The following is a 20,080-nucleotide window of genomic DNA, read 5'->3' as shown; positions in this document are numbered from 1 at the left end:
GAACCTGTGCTCGTGAAAACCCGTCTTGCCGTTGCCCTGCTGATCGCCCTGTCCACCCCCGCCGTAGCCCTGGCCGCACCGCCCGCCGCCGCCGCGCCGGCCAGCGTGGCTACCGAATCGCCCGCCGATGCCGCCTTCCGCGCGCTGTACGAGAAGGAATGGAAGTGGCGCCAGGAGGGCGGCGGCGAGGCCAGCGAGGACGAGGACGCGCCAGCCAACGCCACCCGCATGCCCGACGTCGGCCCGGCCGCGCAGCAGGCGCGCCTGAAGGTATGGGATGAAACCCTCGCTGCGCTGAAGAAGATCGACCCGAAGACCCTGTCGCCCGACAACCAGATCAACTACGCGATCTACCGCGATCAGGTGTTCAACCTGGCCGAAGAAGTGCGCCTGCGTGGCTACGAGATGCCGTTCAACGCCGACTCCTCGTTCTGGTCCAACCTGTCCTTCATGGCCCGGCGCGAGATGAAGACCGTGCAGGACTACCAGAGCTACATCGCACGCCTGAACGATGTACCGCGTTACTTCGGCCAGCAGACCGAAAACATGCGCGCCGGCCTGAAGCGAGGTTTCAGCGTGCCGCGCGCGGTGCTCGATGGCCGCGAAGTGTCCATCGCCACCGTCGCCGAGCTGATGGATCCCACTGAGTCGCCGCTGTACGCGCCGTTCAAGAAGCTGCCCAACAGCATCCCGGCCGCCGAACAGGCCAGGCTGCAGGCGCAGGCGCGGGAAGCGATCAGTGGCAAGGTAGTGCCGGCGTTCCAGCAGCTGCGCACCTTCTTCGTCAGCGAGTACGTGCCGCAGGCGCGTACCACGCTGGCCGCCGAAGCGATGCCGGGCGGCAAGGCGTACTACAAGCAGCAGATCCACGAATACACCACGCTGGACCTGTCGCCGGACGAGATCCACCGCATCGGTCTGGATGAAGTCGCACGCATCCAGAAGGAAATGAACGACATCATCAAGCAGGTGAAGTTCAAGGGCAGCTTCGCCGAGTTCCTGACCTTCCTGCGCACCGATCCGCAGTTCTATGCGAAGACGCCGGAAGAGCTGCTGTCGCGCGCCGCATGGATCTCCAAGCGGGCCGACGGTCAGCTCGGCAAGTACATGACGCTGCCGCGCGCGCGCTTCACCATCGTGCCGGTGCCGCCGGACATCGCGCCGTTCTGGACCGCCGGCCGCGGTGGCATGGGCACCTACTGGCTCAACACCTACAACCTGCCGTCGCGCCCGCTGTACAACCTGCCGGCGCTGACCCTGCATGAATCCGATCCGGGCCACGCGCTGCAGGGTGCCATTGCCGCCGAGCAGAAGAACCTGCCCGAGTTCCGCCGCAACGCCTACATCTCCGCCTACGGCGAAGGCTGGGCGCTGTACTGCGAGAAGCTGGGCGTGGAAATGGGCATCTACGAAACCCCGTATGAGGACTTCGGCCGCCTGACCTACGAAATGTGGCGCGCCACGCGCCTGGTGATCGACACCGGTGTGCACAGCAAGGGCTGGAGCCGCGAGCAGGCCTTGGCCTACCTGCGTGACCACACCGCGCTGAGCGAGCATGAAGTGACCACCGAAGTGGACCGCTACATTTCCTGGCCGGGCCAGGCCCTGAGCTACAAGCTGGGGGAGATCGCCATCGTGCGCCTGCGTGCGCAGGCCGAGAAGGAGCTGGGCGACAAGTTCGACATCAAGGGCTTCCACGACACCCTGCTCAAGCAGGGCTCGGTGCCTCTGCCGGTGCTGGAACAGCAGATCCAGGCGTACATCGCCGAACGAAAGAAGGCCTGACCGTTCCAAGGTAGTGCCGGCCGCTGGCCGGCAACCCGCATGCACCGCAATTGTTCGACATTGCCGGCCAGCGGCCGGCACTACCCCTGATTGGAAAACGGGGTCGGATCGCAGGATCCGACCCCGTGGTCTTTCAGCCCACCGCCCTTGGCTTGGCCACCCGCGCTGCAAAGGTCGGCAGCACCAGCAGGGTCAGCACGGTGGCGGTGATCAGGCCACCGATCACCACTGTCGCCAGCGGCTTCTGCACTTCCGCACCGGAACCGCTGGCGATCGCCATCGGAATGAAGCCGACGATCGCCACCAGCGCCGTGGTCAGCACCGCGCGGATGCGGCTGGAGGCGCCGTTGATCGCCGCCTGCAGCGGCAGGTCACCGGCATCCAGGCGCTCGCGGATCGCCTGCATCAGCACCAGGCCGTTCAAGGTGGCCACGCCGGACACGGCGATGAAACCAACCGCCGCCGACACCGAAAACGGCATGCCACGCAGCAGCAGCGCGAGAATGCCGCCGACCAGCGCCAACGGCACGCAGCTGAACACCAGAATGGCTTCCTTGCCGCTGCGCAGCGCCATGAACAGCAGGCTGCCGATCAGCAGGAACACCACCGGCACCACCGTCGCCAGCCGCTTCTCGGCACGCTGCAGGTTCTCGAACTGGCCGCCCCAGGTCAGATACGCACCCGGCGGCAGTGCCACGTCGGCCACCGCTGCCTGCGCTTCGCCGACGAAGCCGCCCAGGTCGCGGCCACGCACGTTGGCCTGCACCACCACGCGGCGGCTGCCGTTGTTGCGGCTGATTTGGTTGGGCCCTTCGCTGACCGTGATGCGCGCGACCGACGACAGCGGAATCACCAGGCCTGCAGGCGTGGCGATCGGCAACGAGGCCAGCTGGTCCGGATCATTGCGCGAGGCATCGTCCAGGCGCACCACCACGTTGAAGCGGCGATCACCTTCGAAGATCTTGCCGGCGGCGGTACCACCGATGCCGGTGGACAGCGCGTCACTCACGTCCGCGGCAGTCAGGCCGTACTGCGCCGCCGCCACGTGGTCGATGGCCACATTGAGCGTGGGCAGGCCGGAGATCTGTTCCACCCGCACGTCGGCCGCACCGTTCACCGCACGCAGCTTCAACGCCACCTGGTCGGCCACCTTCTGCAGCTGGCTGAAGTCATCGCCGAAGATCATCACCGCCAGGTCGGTACGCACGCCGGAAATCAGCTCGTTGAAGCGCAGCTCGATCGGCTGGCTGAATTCGAAGCTGTTGCCCAGCTGCTGCCCGGCCAGCTTTTCGAAGCGTGCTACCAGTGCATCCTTGCCCAGTTTCGGATCCGGCCAGTCCTTGCGTGGCTTGAGCACGATCACGCTGTCGGAGATGTTGGTCGGCATCGGGTCGATCGCCGCCTCTGCGGTACCGGTGCGCGAGAACACGGTTTCCACTTCCGGCTGTTTGGCAATCGCCTTTTCCAGTGCCAGCTGCATCGCCAGCGACTGCTCCAGTGAGGTCGACGGCACGCGCAGGGCCTGCATCGCCACGTTGCCTTCGTCCAGCGTCGGCATGAACTCGCGGCCCAGCAGCGAGAACGAACCGATACCCACCACCACCATCATCACCGCACCGGCCAGCACCGTGCGCGGATGCGCCACGGCTTTGCGCACCACTGGTTCGATGCGCGCACGCAGCACGCGGATCAGCTTGGTTTCGTGCTCGCCATCGTCAGCATGTGCATCGCCGTCCTTCACCTTCGGCTCGCGTACCAGCAGTGCGGCCATCGCCGGCACGAAGGTGAAGGAGAAGATGAAGGCACCGATCAGGGCCAGCATGAACGTGGCCGCCATCGGGTGGAACGTCTTGCCCTCCACGCCTTCCAGGGTAAGGATCGGCGCGAACACCAGCAGGATGATCAGCTGCCCGAAGGCCGCCGGGCGTGCCATTTTGCGCGCCGAATCGGCGGCCACGCGCAGGCGTTCCATCGCGGTCAACGCACGGCCCAGTTCGGCGCGGCGCTGGCCCAGCATCAGCAGGGTCGACTCGACCACGATCACCGCACCGTCCACCAGGATGCCGAAGTCCAGCGCACCCAGGCTCATCAGGTTGCCGCTGATGCCGAAGCGGTTCATGCCGATCACTGCGAAGAGGAACGACAGCGGAATGACCAGCGCGGTGATCGTTGCCGCACGCAGGTTGCCCAGCAGCAGGAACAGCACCACCACCACCAGCAACGCGCCCTCGGTGAGGTTCTTGGCCACGGTCTTGATGGTGGAATTGACCAGCACGCTGCGGTCCAGCACCGGTGCCGCCACGATGTCGGCCGGCAGCGATTTGTTCACCTGTTCCAGGCGCGCCGCAGCTGCCTGCGCCACGGTGCGGCTGTTGCCGCCGGCGATCATCAGCGCGGTACCCAGCACGGCTTCATGGCCGTTGCGGCTGGCCGCACCCAGGCGCGGTGCGCGGCTCAGGTCGACGTCGGCCACATCGGCCACGCGTACCACCACGCCATTGCGGGTGGCTACCGGGGCCTGTGCGAGATCGTCGGTGGTCAGCGCCAGGCCGTCAGCACGTACCACCAGGCCCTCGCCGGCACGCTGCACGAAACCGGCACCGGCCTGTACGTTGGAACGCTGCAGGGCAGTGACCAGGTCGGCCAGGCCGAGGCCGTGCGCGGCCAGCTTGGCACTGTCCGGATGCACGCCGTATTCCTTGACGTAGCCGCCGACCGTATCGACGCCGGCCAGCCCCGGGCTGGAACGCATCTGCGGCGCGATGATCCAGTCCTGCACGGTGCGCAGGTAGGTGGCACGTTCTTCCGGCGTGCGAAGCAGGTTGCCTTCTGGCGTGCGGTAGACCTCGCCGGCCTGCCAACCCGCTTCACCGGGCTTGGCCAGCTTGGCCGGATCGAACGCCGTGAAGTCCACCGTCCACATCAGCACCTCGCCGAGGCCGGTGGTGACCGGCGACAGCATCGGCGACGCGCCATCGGGCAGGTCTTCCGATGCCTCGCGCATGCGTTCGGCCACCTGCTGGCGGGCGAAGTAGATGTCGGTCGCATCGGTGAAGATCGCGGTGACCTGCGAGAAGCCATTGCGCGACAGCGAACGCGTGGTGGTCAGGCCGGGAATGCCGGCCAGCGCGGTTTCCAGCGGATAGGTCACCTGCCGCTCGATCTGCTCCGGGGTCAGTGCCGGTGCCACCGTGTTGATCTGCACCTGGCGGTTGGTGATGTCCGGCACCGCGTCGATCGGCAGCTTGCCCAGCTGGAACAGGCCCACGGCAGCGATCAGCGCCGCCATGAACACCACCAGCCAGCGGTGGCGCACCGCTGTTTCAATGATCAGCTTGAACATGGTCGCCTCCTCAGTGGCCGTGCTCGGCTTCGCCCTTGGCCAGTTCGGCCTTGAGCAGGAAGGCGTTGGCACCGACGATGCGCTCGTTGCCGGTCAGCCCACCGAGGATCTCGATACGGTCACCAGCACGACGGCCAGCCAGCACCGGCTGCGCCTTGAAGCCGCCTTCGACGGCGACGAACACCGCACTGCTGCCATCGACGTTCTGCACCGCATCGGCGGGCACGCTGAGCGAGCCATCCTGGCCTTCGGTGACGACCACCGCCGATACCGGCGAACCGGCGGGCGGCAGCGCGGCATCCACCGGCGTGGCACGGATCACCGCGACGCCGCCCTGCTGGCGGACATCGGCGGCCGACCCGGTGACGGTGGCGGTGAAGCTGCCACCCGGCACGCTCACTTCCAGCTTCATGCCCGGCGTGACCTGCGCGGCCAGCGCCGGCGGTGCGGTGAACACCAGCTCGTTCATCGTCGGGTCGGCGACGTCGGCCACCGCGCTGCCGGCGGCGACCACGCCACCCGGGGTGACCTGCACGTTGCCGACGATGCCGGCTACCGGGCTGGTGATGCGCACGCGACCGCTGCTGTCCGGCGAACCGTTGGCGGCGGCCTGGGCCTGCGCGGCGGCCGCCTGGGCCTGTGCCGCCAGCGAACGCGCGCGCGAGGTTTCCAGCTCCTGGCGGGCGACTACGCCCTGGTCGACCAGCGCCTTGTCGCGGCCATAGGCCAGGCGCGCGGCTTCTGCTTCGGCCGAGGCGGCCAGCGCATTGGCGCGGAACACCGCGGCCTCGCCACTGACCACGATGGCCAGTGCCTGGTTCTGCTTCACCGCCGTGCCCGGCGCGACCAGCACGCGCTCGACGCGGCCGGTCACCGTGGAGGCAACCGAAGCGCGGGCGCCCACGGTGGGCTCGACCCTGCCGGACAGCCGGGTCGAGCCACCGCCACCGCGACTGATCGCGACCACTTCGATACCGGAGGCCTTGATCTGTTCCTGGGTCAGCTGCACCACGCCTTCATCGGCGTCGGCGGGGGCTTTGGCGGTTTCCGCCTTGGCCTCCTTGCTGTCGGCGGCATGGCCGTGGCCATCGTCGGTGCCGGCCTTGGCCGCAGCGGGGTCTTCATTGGCAGGCGTCTGTGCGTTGCCAGCGCAGCCGGCCAGCAGCATGGTCAGCAGCACGCCGCCGATCAGCGGGAAAGTACGGGAGAGAGTCATTTGGCCTCCACAAAAGGTGCGCGCCCCTCAAGGCGGGCAAGATCGATTTCCGCGCCGACGCGCGACAGGCGCGCATCCACGGCGGTGCCGCGGGCGGCGATGAGGGCGCTGCGCGTGCTGCGCAGTTCCAGCTGCGAGATACGTCCGGCGTCGAAGCCGACGCGGGCCAGGCGATACGCCTCTTCGGCGGCGACCACGCTTTCATCGGCGGCGCGGGTCCGGCTTCCGGCGGCTTTCAGTCCGGCTACGGCGGAGAGACGTGCCGCCTCGCTGTCGCGGCGCTGCTGGTCCAGGCGGGCCTCGGCCGCGCGCTGGTCGGCATTGGCGGCGCGGATGCCCCCGCGGTTGCGGTCGAACAGCGGGATGCTGAGGCTGACCCCGAGGTTGTAGGCACGCTCGCCGCCTTCGCGGAAGCGGGTCTGTGCGGCGGTGACACTGAGGTCGGGCAGGGCGCGCTTGCGCTCCACGTCGACCAGCTTGCCGGCCGCATCGGCTTCGGCTTCGGCGATGCGCACCGCCAGTGCCACGTCGGTGGCGCCACGCGGCAGCGGCGGGGCCCGGTCGAGCAGGCTGTCGTCAATCGAATGCACCGGCGCATCCAGCAGCGCGGCACCGGCCAGGCGGGCCAGCGCGGCGTCGCGGAAGGCCTGTGCCTCATCCAGCGCAGCGCTGGCGTTGGCCACTTCGCTCTGCGCCTGCACCGCACGCAGCTGCGGCTCGCGGCCCTGCTTGACCATCGCGTTGACGGCGTTGGCGTCGTCGCGGGTGAGGGTCAGTGCCTCTTCGGCCAGGCTGTAGCGGCGCAGTGCACTTTCCGCCTGTGCATAGACCACCGCCAACTGGCTGGCCACATCGCTGCGGCTTTGGGCGCCACGCAGGTTGGCCGCCTGTGCCTCGGCGCGGGCGGCACGGACACGCGCGCCACGCTGGCCCCAGACCTCCAGCGGCTGGGACAAGGTGAGCACGGTATCGGCCTTGCCCATGCCGCCATAGGAGCCGGTGCCCCAGGCGTTTTCGGCGGAGTAGGAGAGGGAAGGATTGGGCAACGCACGGGCCTGGTCGGCACGCGCATCGGCGGCCTCGGCCAGTGCCGTACCCACACGGGTACCGGGCAGCTGGTCCAGGCGTTCAAGCAGGGTGTCGTAGGAGGGGGCGGCTTGCGCCATCACCGATGCCGCCGGGGCCAGGCCCAGCAACACGGCGACGACCAGCCCGGCCGCGCGCGGCGACCGAGGTGTCAGGATCGACATAGGGGGATTCCGGTTGTGAGTGAAACGGGAGCCCGCGATTGCGGGACGCGCTCAACTCACGCCCGGGGGGGACGCGTCAATTCATCCTGGGCGACCGCATAGGTCGCCACGTCGCCGGCATTCATCCAGCGCGCCGGCAGCGGCGTACCGAAAGCGGCGAAATCGTTCGCCGGCAGGCTCAGCGTGGAGTGGTGGCAGTGGTTATGCGTGCAGGCACCCGTGTGCTTGCTGTCGCTGTCACCGCCTGCGTCGTCCGCGAGGGATTCGACATGGGCGCTGCTGGCATGCGGTTCCACCGCACACACCAGTGCGTCGGCCACCGGCACGACCACGAATGCCGCCATCAGCAGCATCATCAGGTACGTACGCAGTTGGCGGGTGATCCGGCGCATGGAGGGGAGGCTAGCAAGCGGTTTTCGCCGGATACAATATCAATGGCCACCTCGGGAATTCGTCGGAACCTCCCGTTCAGGTGGGCCGGGCACGCCAGCTCTGGCAGGTGCCGACCTCCTGCCCTGGTGGGTGTCGACCTTGGTCGACACGCTTTTCGACCTCCGACACATTGCCGGCCAGCGGCCGGCACTACCGGTCTGCAGGCAGCTTCGCGATCAACTTGATCTCGAACTGGAACCATACAGCCAGGTCACGCCGACTGCCCTGGTAGGTGTCGACCTTGGTCGACACGCTTTTCGACCCCCGACACATTGCCGGCCAGCGGCCGGCATTACCGGTCTGCAGGCAGCTTCGCGATCACCTTGATCTCGAACTGGAACCCATACAGCCAGGTCACGCTGACTGCCCTGGTAGGTGTCGACCTTGGTCGACACGCTTTTCGAACCCGACACGTTGTTGCCGGCCAGCGGCCGGCACTACCGGTCTGCAGGCAGCTTCGCGATCACCTTGATCTCGAACTGGAACCCGTACAGCCAGGTCACGCCGACTGCCCTGGTAGGTGTCGACCTTGGTCGACACGCTTTTCGGCCCCCGACACGTTGCCGGCCAGCGGCCGGCACTACCGGTCTGCAGGCAGCTTCGCGATCAACTTGATCTCGAACTGGAACCATACAGCCAGGTCACGCCGACTGCCCTGGTAGGTGTCGACCTTGGTCGACACGCTTTTCGACCTCCGACACATTGCCGGCCAGCGGCCGGCACTACCCGTATCACGGCAGCTTCGCGATCACCTTGATCTCGAACTGGAATCCGTACAGCCAGGTCACGCCGATGCCGGTCAGGGTCGGGTGCGGCGCCTCGCCCCAGTACTCGGGCACGATCGCCCAGGCCTTCTCGAAGTTCTTCTCGGGGTCGACCAGGAACACGGTCACGTCGACCACGTCATCGAAGCTGCAGCCGGCGGCAGCCAGCACCGCGTTGAGATTCTCGAAGGCGCGGCGCACCTGGGCTTCGAAATCCGGCTCGGGTGAGCCGTCCTCGCGGCTGCCGACCTGGCCGGAAACGAACAGGAAGCCGTTGGATCGGATCGCTGGCGAGTAGCGGTTGCGCTCGTACAGGGTCTGGCGGCAGGCGGGGAAAACGACATCACGCTGTGACATGGGAAGATCCCGTGGGAGAGAACGCCATCCTCCGCGCCAGCGCTGTCTGGATAAACCGCGATGATCGGCCTAGATTGATTGCTAATTCCAAACAATCATGACCTGCCATGGACCGTTTCGAGGCGATGCGGGCCTTTGCCCGGGTAGTGGAGACCGGCAGCTTTACCCGCGCTGCGCACACCCTGCAGGTCAGCCGCACCACGGTCACCCAGCTGGTGCAGCAGCTGGAGGCGCACCTGCGGCTGCGGTTGCTCAACCGCACCACGCGCCGGGTCAGCGTCACCGCCGATGGCGCGGCCTATTACCCGCGCATCGCCCGCCTGCTGGCCGAGCTGGAAGAGGTGGAGGGCGGGCTGGGCGATGCGGCCACCCAGCCGCGCGGGCGCCTGCGGGTGGACGTGCCCGGACCCTACGCGCGGCTGCGGCTGGTGCCGGCGCTGCCGGATTTCCAGGCGCGCTACCCGGAGATCCAGCTGGACATCGGCGTGAGTGACCGCGAGGTGGACGTCATCGCCGACAACGTCGATTGCGTGATCCGTGGTGGCACTCCAGCCGACCCGGCGCTGGTGGCGCGGCCGCTTGCTGCGCTGCCGATCGGCTTCCATGCCAGCCCCGGCTATGTGCAGCGCTTCGGCGTGCCGACCGACCCGCGCGCGCTGGAAGGGCCCGATCACCACATGGTCGGTTTCCTCAGCCCGCGCAGTGGCCGCGCCCGCGTGTTCCGCGCCCATCGCGGCGATGAGCGCGTCGAGGTGCAGGGCCGCTACACGGTCGGCTTCGACGACGGCAACGCCTATCTGGCCGCTGCGTTGGCGGGGCTGGGCGTGGTCGCGCTGCCCAGCTACATGGCCGAGCCGCATCTGGCGCGCGGCGAGCTGCTGCCGGTGCTGCAGGACTGGCAGCTGCCGCCCATGCCGATGCATGTGATGTTCCCGCCGAACCGGCACATGAGCCAGCGGCTGCGGGTGTTCATTGATTGGGTGGTGGAAGCGTTGGGGTGAGTGCATCGGTCGCGTGCGAAAATCCGGCTGCACGTACTGGAGAACGCACACCCTGATGAGCCGCATCGTCGCACTGGATACCGAAACCACCGGCATCTCCCACCGCCTGGGGCACCGGGTGATCGAAATCGGTGCCGTCGAACTGATCGATGGCCAGCTCACCGGCCGCCAGTTCCACACCTACCTGCAGCCGCAGCGCAAGGTGGACTGGGGCGCGCAGCGCGTGCACGGCATCAGCGACGCGATGCTGGTGGGCAAGCCACTGTTCTCCAGCAAGGCCGCCGAGCTGCTGGAGTTCCTGCGTGGCAGCGAGATGGTCGCGCACAACGCCACCTTCGACGTGGGTTTCCTGGACAACGAGCTGCGCCTGGCTGGCATCCCCGGCACGCTGGCCCAGCATTGCCGCATTACCTGCAGCTTGAAGCTGGCGCGCGGGCGCTGGCCGGGTCAGGGCAACAAGCTGGATGATGTGCTGCAGCGCCTGCGCATTCCCAGCCAGCGCGGCCTGCACGGCGCGTTGAAGGATGCCCATCTACTGGCCCAGGTGATTCCGCATCTGCGCTGAGGCCTGGTCGCCGTTACATCGGCCGCAACCAGCGCTCGATCATTGCCACGCCACATGCCACCCCGTCCTCACTGCTCATCGCCACGCCCAAGGCCGCCGCGCGTGCGCGTGTTGCTTCGGTTGCAGCGAAGGTGATGGCTGCTGCCAGCGCTGCTGCATCCAGTCGCTTCGGTGACAACGGTGCCGGTGCTACGCCCAACCGATACAGGCGATCGGCCCAGAAGAACTGATCTGCGGCGAACGGCATCACCAGTGAAGGAATGCCGGCGCGGCAGGCCGAATGCGTGGTGCCGCTGCCACCGTGGTGGATGGCGAATGCGCAACGCGGGAACAGCGCTTCGTGTGGGGTCGGGCCCAGGACGAAGACAGAATCGGGCAAGCGCATCGCTGGCAGTCCCACCCAGCCGGGAAACAGCAGGACACGGCGCGGTGCCAACGCCTGCAGCAGGGCCGGCAACACGCGTTCGCGATCAAAGCCGGTCATGCTGCCGAAGCCCAGATAGACCGGCGGCGGTCCGGCGTCGAGGAAGGCCTGCAGATCGGCCGGCGGCGTCCAGGGCGCATCAGGAAACCGCCATTGGCCACAGACGATGTGGTCGGCCGGCCAGTCCGTCGGTGGCGGCAGCAGCTGCGGCGAGATGCCATAGAGCATCGGCAGGCCGGACCACAGCGAGCGGCGCGGCGATTGCCCCAGCTGCTTGCGGACCTCGTTGATCGGCTGGCGGAACTGGCGCCAGATCAGGCCGTTGACCAGCCCATAGCTGGCCCGGTTCAACCAGCCCGGCGAGCGTCCCGGCGGCAGGAACGGGGAGCGGAAGGCACGCGTCGGGGTCAGCGGAATCATGCCGGTCCCGATCACCGGCAGACCCCGGCGTTCGCCCACATTCATGCCGACAAAGGCCGCCAGCCCACCTGTCAGAATCGCGTCGCAACCCTCGGCCGCCGCGTCCGCCTGCCGCATCCAGCCAGTGACATGCTGCAGCGCCATCCGTGCCAGTCCGCTACTGGCGGCGGCAACACCGTTGCCACGCGAGACCAGCGCGACCACTTCGTCATGGATGTCACCTTCCAGGGACGCATGGGGGACATTCAGCGCCTGCGCGCTGCCCAGCGTGCCGCCATCGGCCAGCAGTGTCACCTCGTGGCCTGCGCCAATCAGCCCATGGCAGAGCATGGCCAGCGGACGCGTATCGCCTTCGGTTCCGTAGGTCAGGGCCAGCAGCCGCATGGAAAGCTCCGCAGTGAACCGGGCCAGTATGCCGGTTGGTGGGCTCCCGGCCCTCCCGGTTCAGTCCCGGCCTGTGGGTAACTTGCGCAAGTGCTTGAACCCGTGCATAATGCGCGGCTCGCTGTGTCCGGTTTTCTACCGGGCGGCGCCTCCGGGAGCACGTCCCCGGCCGCCCAACGCCAGCGTAACCCTTTGATTCTCTTGACGTGTGGTGGGCAACCATCGAGGCCGCCGTCTCCCGGGCTACGGGCTGACACAACTTACTATCGAGGTGCGCAATGTCCCGCGTATGCCAGGTTTCCGGCAAGCGAGTGCAGACGGGTAACAACGTCTCGCACGCCAACAACAAGACCCGTCGTCGTTTCCTGCCGAATCTGCACGAGCGCCGCTTCTGGGTTGCCAGCGAAAACCGCTGGGTGAAGCTTCGTGTTTCCGCGCATGCACTGCGCACCATCGACAAGAACGGCATCGATTCCGTTCTGGCTGAGCTGCGTGCGCGCGGCGAAAAGGTCTGAGGAGTAGACGATCATGGCAGGCAAGCGCGATAAGGTCCGTATGATTTCGACCGCTGGTACCGGTCACTTCTACACGACCGACAAGAACAAGAAGAACACCCCGGGGAAGATGGAATTCTCCAAGTACGATCCGGTCGTGCGCAAGCACGTCCCGTACAAGGAAGGCAAGATCAAGTAATCCGCAAGGATTGCTGATCCCCGCGAAGAAACCCGCCCTTGTGGCGGGTTTTTTCATGCCTGGCATCCAGAGGGTGGGTGCCGACCGTTGGTCGGCACATTCCCTCCACCCCCGGTAGGTGCCAACCTTGGTTGGCACACGGCTTCAAAGCAGTCGAGCGCGGCTCGACTCTACACACCCCGCTGGGCAGAATGGCCCATCACCTCCCGACGGGCGACGCGATGCTGTTCGAGTGGTTGCTGGGTTCCTACCTGCTGCTGATCGACTGGCTGATCCGGCTGGTCGCGCTGTGCTGGATCCCCACCCGCACCACGCCGGGGGCGGCGCGCAGCTGGCTGCTGCTGGTCGGCTTCGTGCCGCTGCTGGGCCTGCCGCTGTACCTGCTGTTCGGCCACCCGTGGCTGTCGCGCGAGCGCATCCGCCGCCAGGCCGAGGCCTCGCAGGTCATCCGCGAGGAACAGGCGCTGCAGCATCGCCTGCGCTGGACCCCGCAGCCAGACACCGCCTGCGCCGAGATCGTGCCGCTGGTGCAGCGCCAGGGCGACTTCATGCCGGTGCACGGCAACGCGGTGGACCTGTTGACCGACTACGACGAATCGCTGCACACGCTGATCGCCGACATCGACCAGGCTGAAGACCGTGTGCACCTGCTGTACTACCTGATGTTCGATGACGCGGTGGGCGAGGCGGTGGTCGAGGCACTGCAGCGAGCAGCGGCGCGTGGCGTGCAATGCCGCGTGCTGCTCGACGCGGTGGGCGCCAAGCGCGGCCTGCGCGCCTATCGCAAGCGCCTGCAGGCGCGCGACATCGAAGTGCGCGCGATGCTGCCCGGTGGCCTGCGCTGGCGCCGCAGCGGGCGCATGGACCTGCGCAACCACCGCAAGATCGCGGTGATCGACAACGAAGTGGCCTATGTCGGTTCGCAGAACCTGGCGGGCCCGCAGTTCGTGCCGGGCCACCCGAACCGCGAGCTGGTGGCGCGCGTGCGCGGCCCGGCGGTGGCGCATCTGGAAGCCGTATTCGCCAGCGACTGGTACATGGAGACCGGCCAGCGCCTGGATGTGATCACCGATGTGCCCGAATGCGGCGACGACATCGCCACCCAGCTGCTGCCCAGCGGCCCGGCCTACCCGTACAGCAACGCGCGCGACGCGGTTGCGGCGCTGATCCACCTCGCACGGCGCCGGCTGGTGATGGTCACCCCGTACTTCGTGCCTGACGAAGCCACGCTCAGCGCCTTGCGCATTGCGGCGTTGTCCGGCGTGCAGGTGCAGCTGATCCTGTCTGCCAGCAACAACCAGCGGCTGACGTCGTGGGCGCAGGAGGCCTACTACGATGAGCTGCTGCGCTGTGGCGTGCGCATCGCGCTGTACGAGCCGCAGTTCCTGCACGCCAAGCACATGAGCGTGGATGAGGACATCGCCGTGCTCGGCTCGATCAACATGGATATCCGCTCGTTCGCGCTGAATGCCGAGATCGGCCTGATCTGCTACGACCGTGCGCTGGTGCAGCAGCTGTGTGCGATCGAGGACGGCTACCTGCGTCAAGCGCGGCAGCTGGACCTGCAGCAATGGCGCAGCCGCCCCACGTGGCGGCGCAGCCGCGAAGGCATCGCACGGCTGGCCGATGCGTTGATGTAAGGCAATGCCGGCCGCCCGCTTCGGCAATCCGGCCTGTCATCGCCGATGGCCTACAATCGGCACATGACTGATTCACCGCGTAATGGCGAACTGGACCTGGCAATCATCGGTGGTGGTGCGGCCGGGGTGCTGGTGGCGATCCAGGTACTGCGCCAGGCCAAGGCGCCGCTGGCGCTGGCCATTTTCGAACCCGCCTCGCAGCTGGCGCAGGGCATCGCCTATGCCACGCCGTGGCCGGAGCATCTGCTGAACGTGCCGGCGGCGAAGATGAGTGCGTTTGCCGACCAGCCCGGCGATTTCCTCGACTACCTGATGGCCGCCAACGCCTACCCGGGCGAGGCGCGCGAGGTGCTGGGCGAGCGTTACGTGTGCCGCCACTACTTCGCGGCCTACCTGCAGCAGCGCCTGCAGGACGCTGCCGCAGCCAGCCCGGCGCAGCTGCAGGTGATCGCGCAGCCGGTACTGGGCCTGCAGCCGGATGACCACGGCTACCAGCTGACGCTCGGCGATGGCCACACGCTGCACGCCGCGCAGGCGGTGCTCGCCACCGGCAACAGCATGCGCCCGCTGCCGGTGGCCGGTGCCGAGGCGCTGCCTGCCGATGATGTGATCGAGGCCTGGGACTACGACGGCGTACGCACCCTGGCCGGCGAACAGGCTGTAGCCATTGTCGGCTCCGGCCTGAGCATGGCCGACACCGTGCTGGCGCTGGTCGCCGCCGGCCACACCGGACCGCTGCACGTGATCTCGCGCCATGGCCTGCTGCCGTTGCCGCACGCGCATGGTGGCCTGCCCACGTTCGATCCGGCCACGCTGCTGCCGATGAACCTGCGCCAGCGCCTGCGCGCGTTGCGCGGGTTCGCACGCCAGTCACAGGCCGACGGCCTGCCGTGGCAGGGCGTGATGGACCGCATCCGTCCGCACGGGCAGGCGCTGTGGTGCAGCCTCGAAGAGGCCGACCAGCGCCGCTTCCTGCGCCATGTGGTGCGCTACTGGGACGTGCATCGCCACCGCATCGCCGAAGAAGTGGATGCGCAGTTGCAGGCGCTGCAGGACAGCGGCCAGCTGCGTATCCACCGGTCCCGCCTGCAACGCGTCTGGCGCGACGGCAATGCGCTGCAGCTGTCCGGCCGCGATGCCTCGGGCAATGAACAGCAGTGGATGATCGGCGGGGTGATCAACGCCACCGGCGTGGAGACCCGCGCCAGCGCACTGCGCAATCCGTTGCTGCAGCAGCTGCAGGCTGATGGGCTGGCACGCCCCGGCCCGCATGGACTGGGGTTGGACAGCACGGTGCCGGGCGATCGCCTGTGTGCCGCCGGTGGTCAGCCGCAGGCACGGCTGGGCGTGCTCGGCAGCCTGCGCATCGGCAGCCTGTGGGAAAGCCTGGCGGTGCCTGAACTGCGTCAGCAGGCGCAGGCACTGGCAACCCAGGTGGTCGCAGGAGCCGCGACGGCGATGCCGTAAAATGGGGGCATGGATGTCTCCCACCTGCTTGATGGCCTGAACCCGGCCCAGCGCGAAGCCGTCTCCGCTCCCCCCGGCCACCACTTGGTGCTGGCCGGTGCCGGTTCCGGCAAGACCCGCGTACTCACCCACCGCATCGCCTGGCTGCATGAAGTCGATGGCGTGCCGACCCACGGCATTTTCGCGGTGACCTTCACCAACAAGGCGGCCGGCGAAATGCGCCACCGCATCGACGCACAGCTGCCCAATGGCAGCCGTGGCATGTGGATCGGCACCTTCCACGGCCTGGCCAACCGCCTGCTGCGCCTGCACTGGCAGGACGCGAAGCTGCCCGAAGGCTTCCAGGTCATGGATTCGGACGACCAGCTGCGGCTGGTCAAGCGCGTGGTGCAGGCGCTGGAACTGGATGACGGCAAGTACCCGGCCAAACAGATCGCGTGGTGGATCAACGCGCAGAAGGACGAAGGCCGCCGCCCGCAGCACATCCAGCCCGAACCGCACGACGCGTGGCTGGAAACCATGCGCCAGGCCTACATCGAGTACCAGGCGCGTTGCGACCGCGCTGGCCTGGTCGACTTCGCCGAGCTGCTGCTGCGCGCGCATGAGCTGCTGCGCGACAACCCGGCGCTGCTGTCGCACTACCGCGCGCGCTTCCGCGAGATCCTGGTAGACGAGTTCCAGGACACCAATGCCATCCAGTACGCCTTCGTGCGCGTGCTGGCCGGCGATTCCGGCCACGTGTTCGTGGTCGGTGACGATGACCAGGCCATCTACGGCTGGCGCGGTGCCAAGGTCGAGAACGTGCAGGGCTTCCTGCGCGATTTCCCGGGCGCGCAGACCATCCGCCTGGAACAGAACTACCGCTCCACCGCCAACATCCTCGGTGCCGCCAACGCGGTGATCGCGCACAACCCCGACCGCATCGGCAAGCAGCTGTGGACCGACAGCGGCGACGGCGAGCCGATCGACCTGTACGCGGCGTACAACGAGATGGACGAAGCGCGCTACATCGTCGAGCGTGCCCGCCAGTGGGTGCGCGATGGTGGCAGCTACACCGAAGTGGCCGTGCTCTACCGCAGCAACGCGCAGTCGCGCGCGCTGGAAGAAGCACTGCTGAGCGAACAGGTGCCGTACCGCGTGTATGGCGGCATGCGCTTCTTCGAGCGCGCCGAAATCAAGGACGCGCTGGCCTACCTGCGCCTGCTGTCCAACCGCAACGATGACGCCGCCTTCGAGCGCGCGGTCAACACGCCGACGCGTGGCATCGGCGACCGCACGCTGGACGAAGTGCGCCGCGAGGCGCGCGCACAGGGTATTTCGCTGTGGGAAGCGACCATGCTGGTCACCCAGGGCAGCGCGCTGGCTGCACGTGCGCGCAATGCGCTGGCCGGCTTCCTGGTGCTGGTCAACGAGCTGCAGGCGCAGACCCTGCACATGACCCTGGCCGAGCGCGTGGACCACGTGCTGGCCCGCTCGCAGCTGCGCGAGCACTGGAGCAAGGAAAGCCGCAATGCGCTGGACTCGGAATCGCGCACCGACAACCTCGACGAACTGGTCTCGGTGGCCTCTCGTTTCGTGCGCCGCGCCGACGACATCGAGGAAGTGGGCGAGGACATGGACGAGCTGGTCGCATTCCTGGCCTATGCCGCGCTGGAGGCCGGTGAGGGCCAGGCGCAGGCGGGCGAGGACGGCGTGCAGCTGATGACCCTGCACTCGGCCAAGGGCCTGGAGTTCCCGCTGGTGTTCCTGGCCGGCCTGGAAGAAGGCCTGTTCCCCAGCGCACGTTCGCTGGAGGAAAGCGGGCGGCTGGAGGAAGAGCGTCGCCTGGCCTACGTCGGCATCACCCGCGCGCGCCAGAAGCTGGTGCTGAGCTACGCCGAATCTCGCCGCATCCATGGCCAGGACAACTACAGCCTGCCGTCGCGCTTCCTGCGCGAGATTCCGCGCGAGCTGCTGCACGAAGTGCGCCCGAAGGTGCAGGTCTCGCGGCCGGCCTCGATGGGCGCCAGCCGGGTGATGGGCCATGCCTCGATCGAGGCACCGCCAGTCAAGCTCGGCGCGCTGGTCACCCATCCCAAGTTCGGCGAAGGCATGGTGACCGACTACGAAGGCAGCGGCGCCCACGCCCGCGTGCAGGTCGAGTTTGCCGATGCCGGCAGCAAGTGGCTGGTGATGGCGTATGCCAACCTGACGGTGATCTGATCACTGTCGAGGGGTCGGATCCCTTTTCCGTTGGAAAAGGAGTCCGACCCCGATACGCTGCGGGCATGACCCGCAACGTGCTCTTCCTCTGCAGCCAGAACCGCCTGCGCAGCCCCACCGCCGAGCAGGTATTTGCCGATTGGCCGGGCATCGAGACCGCCTCAGCCGGGTTGCTGGCCGACGCCGAGGAAGTGCTCAGCCCAGAGCTGCTGCAGTGGGCGGACCTGGTGTTCGTGATGGAGAAGGCGCACCGCAACCGGTTGTCCAGCCGCTACAAGGCATGGCTGGACGGCAAGCGGGTGATCTGTCTGGATATCCCCGACGACTACGACTACATGGACCCGGTGCTGGTGGAGCTGCTCAAGCGCAAGGTGGCGCCGTTCCTGCGTTGACGGGCTGTTGTAGAGCCGAGCCCATGCTCGGCTGCTTCTGGTGGGAAAGGCAGTCGAGCACGGCTCGACTCTACAAAGGCAGTCGAGCAAGCTATGCCGGTCGTCCTGACCGGCACCCTTCGGGCCGTCGCAAGCGACGTTGGCAGCGGCTCCTGCCGCTACCTTCGACTCTACAATGGGGCCTGACATCTTCCAGGAACGCCCCGATGACCGAACCCACGCTGCACGTCACCGTGAAGTTGAACGCCAAGCTGCAGCCCGAGCATCGCCACGAACTGTTCGAGGATCCGCTCGATGCGCTGCTGCAGGCGGCCCAGGTGGGCGAGCTGACCGGCGGCGGCACCGCGATGTCCGACCTCGGCGAGGTCGAATACGGCGATATCGAAGTGGCGCTGGTCGATGCGGCCGGCGTGCCGAAGCTGATCGACCTGCTGGAGCAGCTGGGCGCGCCGAAGGGTTCGCAACTGCAGGGTGCGGGCGACGCTGATCGAGGCTTCGGCGTGACCGAGGGCCTGGGCATCTACCTGGATGGCCTGACCCTGCCGGACGAGGTCTACGAGCAGTGCGATTCCAACCACGTGTTCGAGCAGTTGTCCGAGCGCATCGATGGCCTGGGCGAGATCTGCAGCTGGTGGCAGGGCCCGACCGAGACCGCGCTGTACATGTACGGCGAATCGTTCGAAGCGATGCGTGATGCGATTGCCGAATTCGTGGCCAGTTATCCGCTGTGCCAGAACGCACGCGTGGTGCAGATCGCCTGAGGGCAGAAAATGTAGAGCCGAGCCATGCTCGGCTGCTTCTGGCGGGAAAAACAGCCGAGCATGGCTCGGCTCTACAGAAGAGCGTTATCGGCCGGCTGACTGCCGGGCGTTGTCACGCAGCGCCATGTCCTTGCCCAGATGATAGTCGCCGCAGAACAGCACGAAGGCGGCGCTGAGGCTCCACAGGATGATCCTGAGGGGGCTTCGTGATGTCGGCTTGCTGTCCTGCATGCGGGTTCTCCCAAGGCGGCGGCGCGCCGCCCACCCAGCTTGCGCTGCAGTGTCCGGGTACGCAAGCCGGCGGTGCGCACACGCCGCTGCGCCGCGCCGGATTGATCCTGCTCAAGGCGCGCCCTGCACATCCGGTGTGCAATGGTGTTGTTCCCATCTGGCAGACCGCCACGGAGCCCCACCATGTACAAGCGCATCCTGATTGCCACCGACGGATCCGAGCTAGCCGACAAGGGCCTGGCCAAGGGTCTGGAGCTGGCCAAGGACCTCAATGCCGAGGTCGATATCGTCACTGTTTCCGAGCCGTGGGCCGTCGGCATGTACGACGCCATGGGCTGGAGCGTGGGCTACATGAACAGCCCTGAATACAAGGCCGACCGCGAGGAAGGTGCGCAGAAGGTGCTGCAGCCGGCGCTGGCCAAGGCCGCCGAGCAGGGCATTACCGCCAACCCGGTGCACGTGCTGGACCGCTATGCGGCTGACGGCATCATCGAGACCGCCGGCGAGCGCAACAGCGACCTGATCGTGATGACCTCGCATGGCCGCCGTGGCGTGACCCGTGTGCTGCTGGGCAGCCAGACCGCCGAAGTGCTGGCACGCAGCACGCTGCCGGTGCTGGTCATCCGCTGATACAAGCGTTCCCGGGGAGGGGACCCGACGCCGGCCGCAGGATGCGCGCCGGCGTCATCTTTTGTGGGCCGGCAGGGGCCCATCCACGCATGGCGTGGATCTACTGAAGCGCAGGGATCCGAC

At 67.4% G+C, this 20,080-nt stretch carries 18 protein-coding genes and 1 pseudogene; 11 read left to right on the top strand and 8 right to left on the bottom strand.

The window, feature by feature from the left end; translation table 11 throughout:
- Positions 1 to 12: 12 nt before the first annotated feature.
- Positions 13 to 1,785, top strand: coding sequence for a DUF885 domain-containing protein (locus ACZK4Z_RS22000; protein ID WP_125893313.1), 1,773 nt, complete (start codon positions 13 to 15; stop codon positions 1,783 to 1,785).
- 133 nt (positions 1,786 to 1,918) lie between these two features.
- On the opposite strand, the gene ACZK4Z_RS21995 is transcribed toward ACZK4Z_RS22000, so the two are convergent.
- The 6 genes and pseudogenes from ACZK4Z_RS21995 to ACZK4Z_RS21970 all read right to left on the bottom strand — a co-directional run bounded on the left by ACZK4Z_RS21995 (position 1,919) and on the right by ACZK4Z_RS21970 (position 9,147).
- Positions 1,919 to 5,128 carry an efflux RND transporter permease subunit gene (locus ACZK4Z_RS21995; RefSeq protein ID WP_125893315.1) on the bottom strand — a complete coding sequence of 1,070 codons (3,210 nt, stop codon included), beginning with the start codon at positions 5,126 to 5,128 and terminating at the stop codon, positions 1,919 to 1,921.
- A gap of 10 nt (positions 5,129 to 5,138) precedes the next feature.
- Complete coding sequence (locus ACZK4Z_RS21990) at positions 5,139 to 6,344, bottom strand: efflux RND transporter periplasmic adaptor subunit (protein WP_125893317.1); 1,206 nt, start codon at positions 6,342 to 6,344, stop codon at positions 5,139 to 5,141.
- Complete coding sequence (locus ACZK4Z_RS21985; RefSeq protein WP_125893319.1) at positions 6,341 to 7,594, bottom strand: TolC family protein; 1,254 nt, start codon at positions 7,592 to 7,594, stop codon at positions 6,341 to 6,343. The genes ACZK4Z_RS21990 and ACZK4Z_RS21985 overlap by 4 nt, the downstream gene beginning before the upstream one ends.
- Before the next feature lie 56 nt (positions 7,595 to 7,650).
- Positions 7,651 to 7,986, bottom strand: coding sequence for a hypothetical protein (locus tag ACZK4Z_RS21980; protein WP_006402574.1), 336 nt, complete (start codon positions 7,984 to 7,986; stop codon positions 7,651 to 7,653).
- 332 nt (positions 7,987 to 8,318) lie between these two features.
- A pseudogene (locus ACZK4Z_RS21975) lies at positions 8,319 to 8,390 on the bottom strand (RidA family protein); the annotation flags it as partial.
- A gap of 367 nt (positions 8,391 to 8,757) precedes the next feature.
- The gene (locus ACZK4Z_RS21970; RefSeq protein WP_125893321.1) at positions 8,758 to 9,147 is read right to left on the bottom strand and encodes a RidA family protein; all 390 of its coding nucleotides are present in this window, start codon (positions 9,145 to 9,147) and stop codon (positions 8,758 to 8,760) included.
- 107 nt (positions 9,148 to 9,254) lie between these two features.
- Here ACZK4Z_RS21970 and ACZK4Z_RS21965 point away from each other — a divergent pair, with 107 nt between their 5' ends.
- Positions 9,255 to 10,148, top strand: a complete 894-nt coding sequence (locus tag ACZK4Z_RS21965; RefSeq protein WP_125893323.1) for a LysR family transcriptional regulator — start codon at positions 9,255 to 9,257, stop codon at positions 10,146 to 10,148.
- Positions 10,149 to 10,203: 55 nt separating this feature from the next.
- Positions 10,204 to 10,713, top strand: coding sequence for a DNA polymerase III subunit epsilon (gene dnaQ, locus ACZK4Z_RS21960; RefSeq protein ID WP_049462269.1), 510 nt, complete (start codon positions 10,204 to 10,206; stop codon positions 10,711 to 10,713).
- 13 nt (positions 10,714 to 10,726) lie between these two features.
- On the opposite strand, the gene ACZK4Z_RS21955 is transcribed toward dnaQ, so the two are convergent.
- Entirely contained in the window at positions 10,727 to 11,941 is a 1,215-nt protein-coding gene (locus ACZK4Z_RS21955; protein ID WP_125893325.1) for a glycosyltransferase, read from the bottom strand.
- Between the two features lie 278 nt (positions 11,942 to 12,219).
- Here ACZK4Z_RS21955 and rpmB point away from each other — a divergent pair, with 278 nt between their 5' ends.
- The 7 genes from rpmB to ACZK4Z_RS21920 all read left to right on the top strand — a co-directional run bounded on the left by rpmB (position 12,220) and on the right by ACZK4Z_RS21920 (position 19,096).
- Positions 12,220 to 12,456, top strand: a complete 237-nt coding sequence (gene rpmB / locus ACZK4Z_RS21950; protein ID WP_005411638.1) for a 50S ribosomal protein L28 — start codon at positions 12,220 to 12,222, stop codon at positions 12,454 to 12,456.
- Positions 12,457 to 12,466: 10 nt separating this feature from the next.
- Complete coding sequence (gene rpmG, locus ACZK4Z_RS21945) at positions 12,467 to 12,634, top strand: 50S ribosomal protein L33 (protein WP_170272460.1); 168 nt, start codon at positions 12,467 to 12,469, stop codon at positions 12,632 to 12,634.
- A 221-nt stretch (positions 12,635 to 12,855) separates the two neighbouring features.
- Positions 12,856 to 14,274 carry a cardiolipin synthase gene (cls, locus tag ACZK4Z_RS21940; RefSeq protein ID WP_478451570.1) on the top strand — a complete coding sequence of 473 codons (1,419 nt, stop codon included), beginning with the start codon at positions 12,856 to 12,858 and terminating at the stop codon, positions 14,272 to 14,274.
- A gap of 45 nt (positions 14,275 to 14,319) precedes the next feature.
- Positions 14,320 to 15,741, top strand: a complete 1,422-nt coding sequence (locus tag ACZK4Z_RS21935) for an FAD/NAD(P)-binding protein (RefSeq protein ID WP_478451084.1) — start codon at positions 14,320 to 14,322, stop codon at positions 15,739 to 15,741.
- A 9-nt stretch (positions 15,742 to 15,750) separates the two neighbouring features.
- Positions 15,751 to 17,943: a DNA helicase II gene (uvrD, locus tag ACZK4Z_RS21930; RefSeq protein ID WP_459047215.1), complete on the top strand. Its 2,193-nt coding sequence runs from the start codon at positions 15,751 to 15,753 to the stop codon at positions 17,941 to 17,943.
- A gap of 65 nt (positions 17,944 to 18,008) precedes the next feature.
- Complete coding sequence (locus ACZK4Z_RS21925) at positions 18,009 to 18,335, top strand: low molecular weight protein tyrosine phosphatase family protein (RefSeq protein ID WP_164080031.1); 327 nt, start codon at positions 18,009 to 18,011, stop codon at positions 18,333 to 18,335.
- Between the two features lie 206 nt (positions 18,336 to 18,541).
- Positions 18,542 to 19,096 (top strand): hypothetical protein, encoded by a 555-nt coding sequence (locus ACZK4Z_RS21920; protein ID WP_478451083.1) that lies wholly within the window; start codon positions 18,542 to 18,544, stop codon positions 19,094 to 19,096.
- Positions 19,097 to 19,180: 84 nt separating this feature from the next.
- Here the strand turns inward: ACZK4Z_RS21920 and ACZK4Z_RS21915 are convergent, their stop codons facing one another.
- Entirely contained in the window at positions 19,181 to 19,327 is a 147-nt protein-coding gene (locus tag ACZK4Z_RS21915; protein WP_478451082.1) for a hypothetical protein, read from the bottom strand.
- Positions 19,328 to 19,510: 183 nt separating this feature from the next.
- On the opposite strand from ACZK4Z_RS21915, the gene ACZK4Z_RS21910 reads away from it, so the two are divergent.
- Positions 19,511 to 19,957, top strand: coding sequence for a universal stress protein (locus ACZK4Z_RS21910; protein ID WP_005411629.1), 447 nt, complete (start codon positions 19,511 to 19,513; stop codon positions 19,955 to 19,957).
- Positions 19,958 to 20,080: the final 123 nt, after the last annotated feature.

The organism is Stenotrophomonas sp. 71799_Sma, from assembly GCF_056482505.1.
Note: the sequence above shows the minus strand (reverse complement) of the source record. Positions and strands in the feature narration are given on the sequence as shown.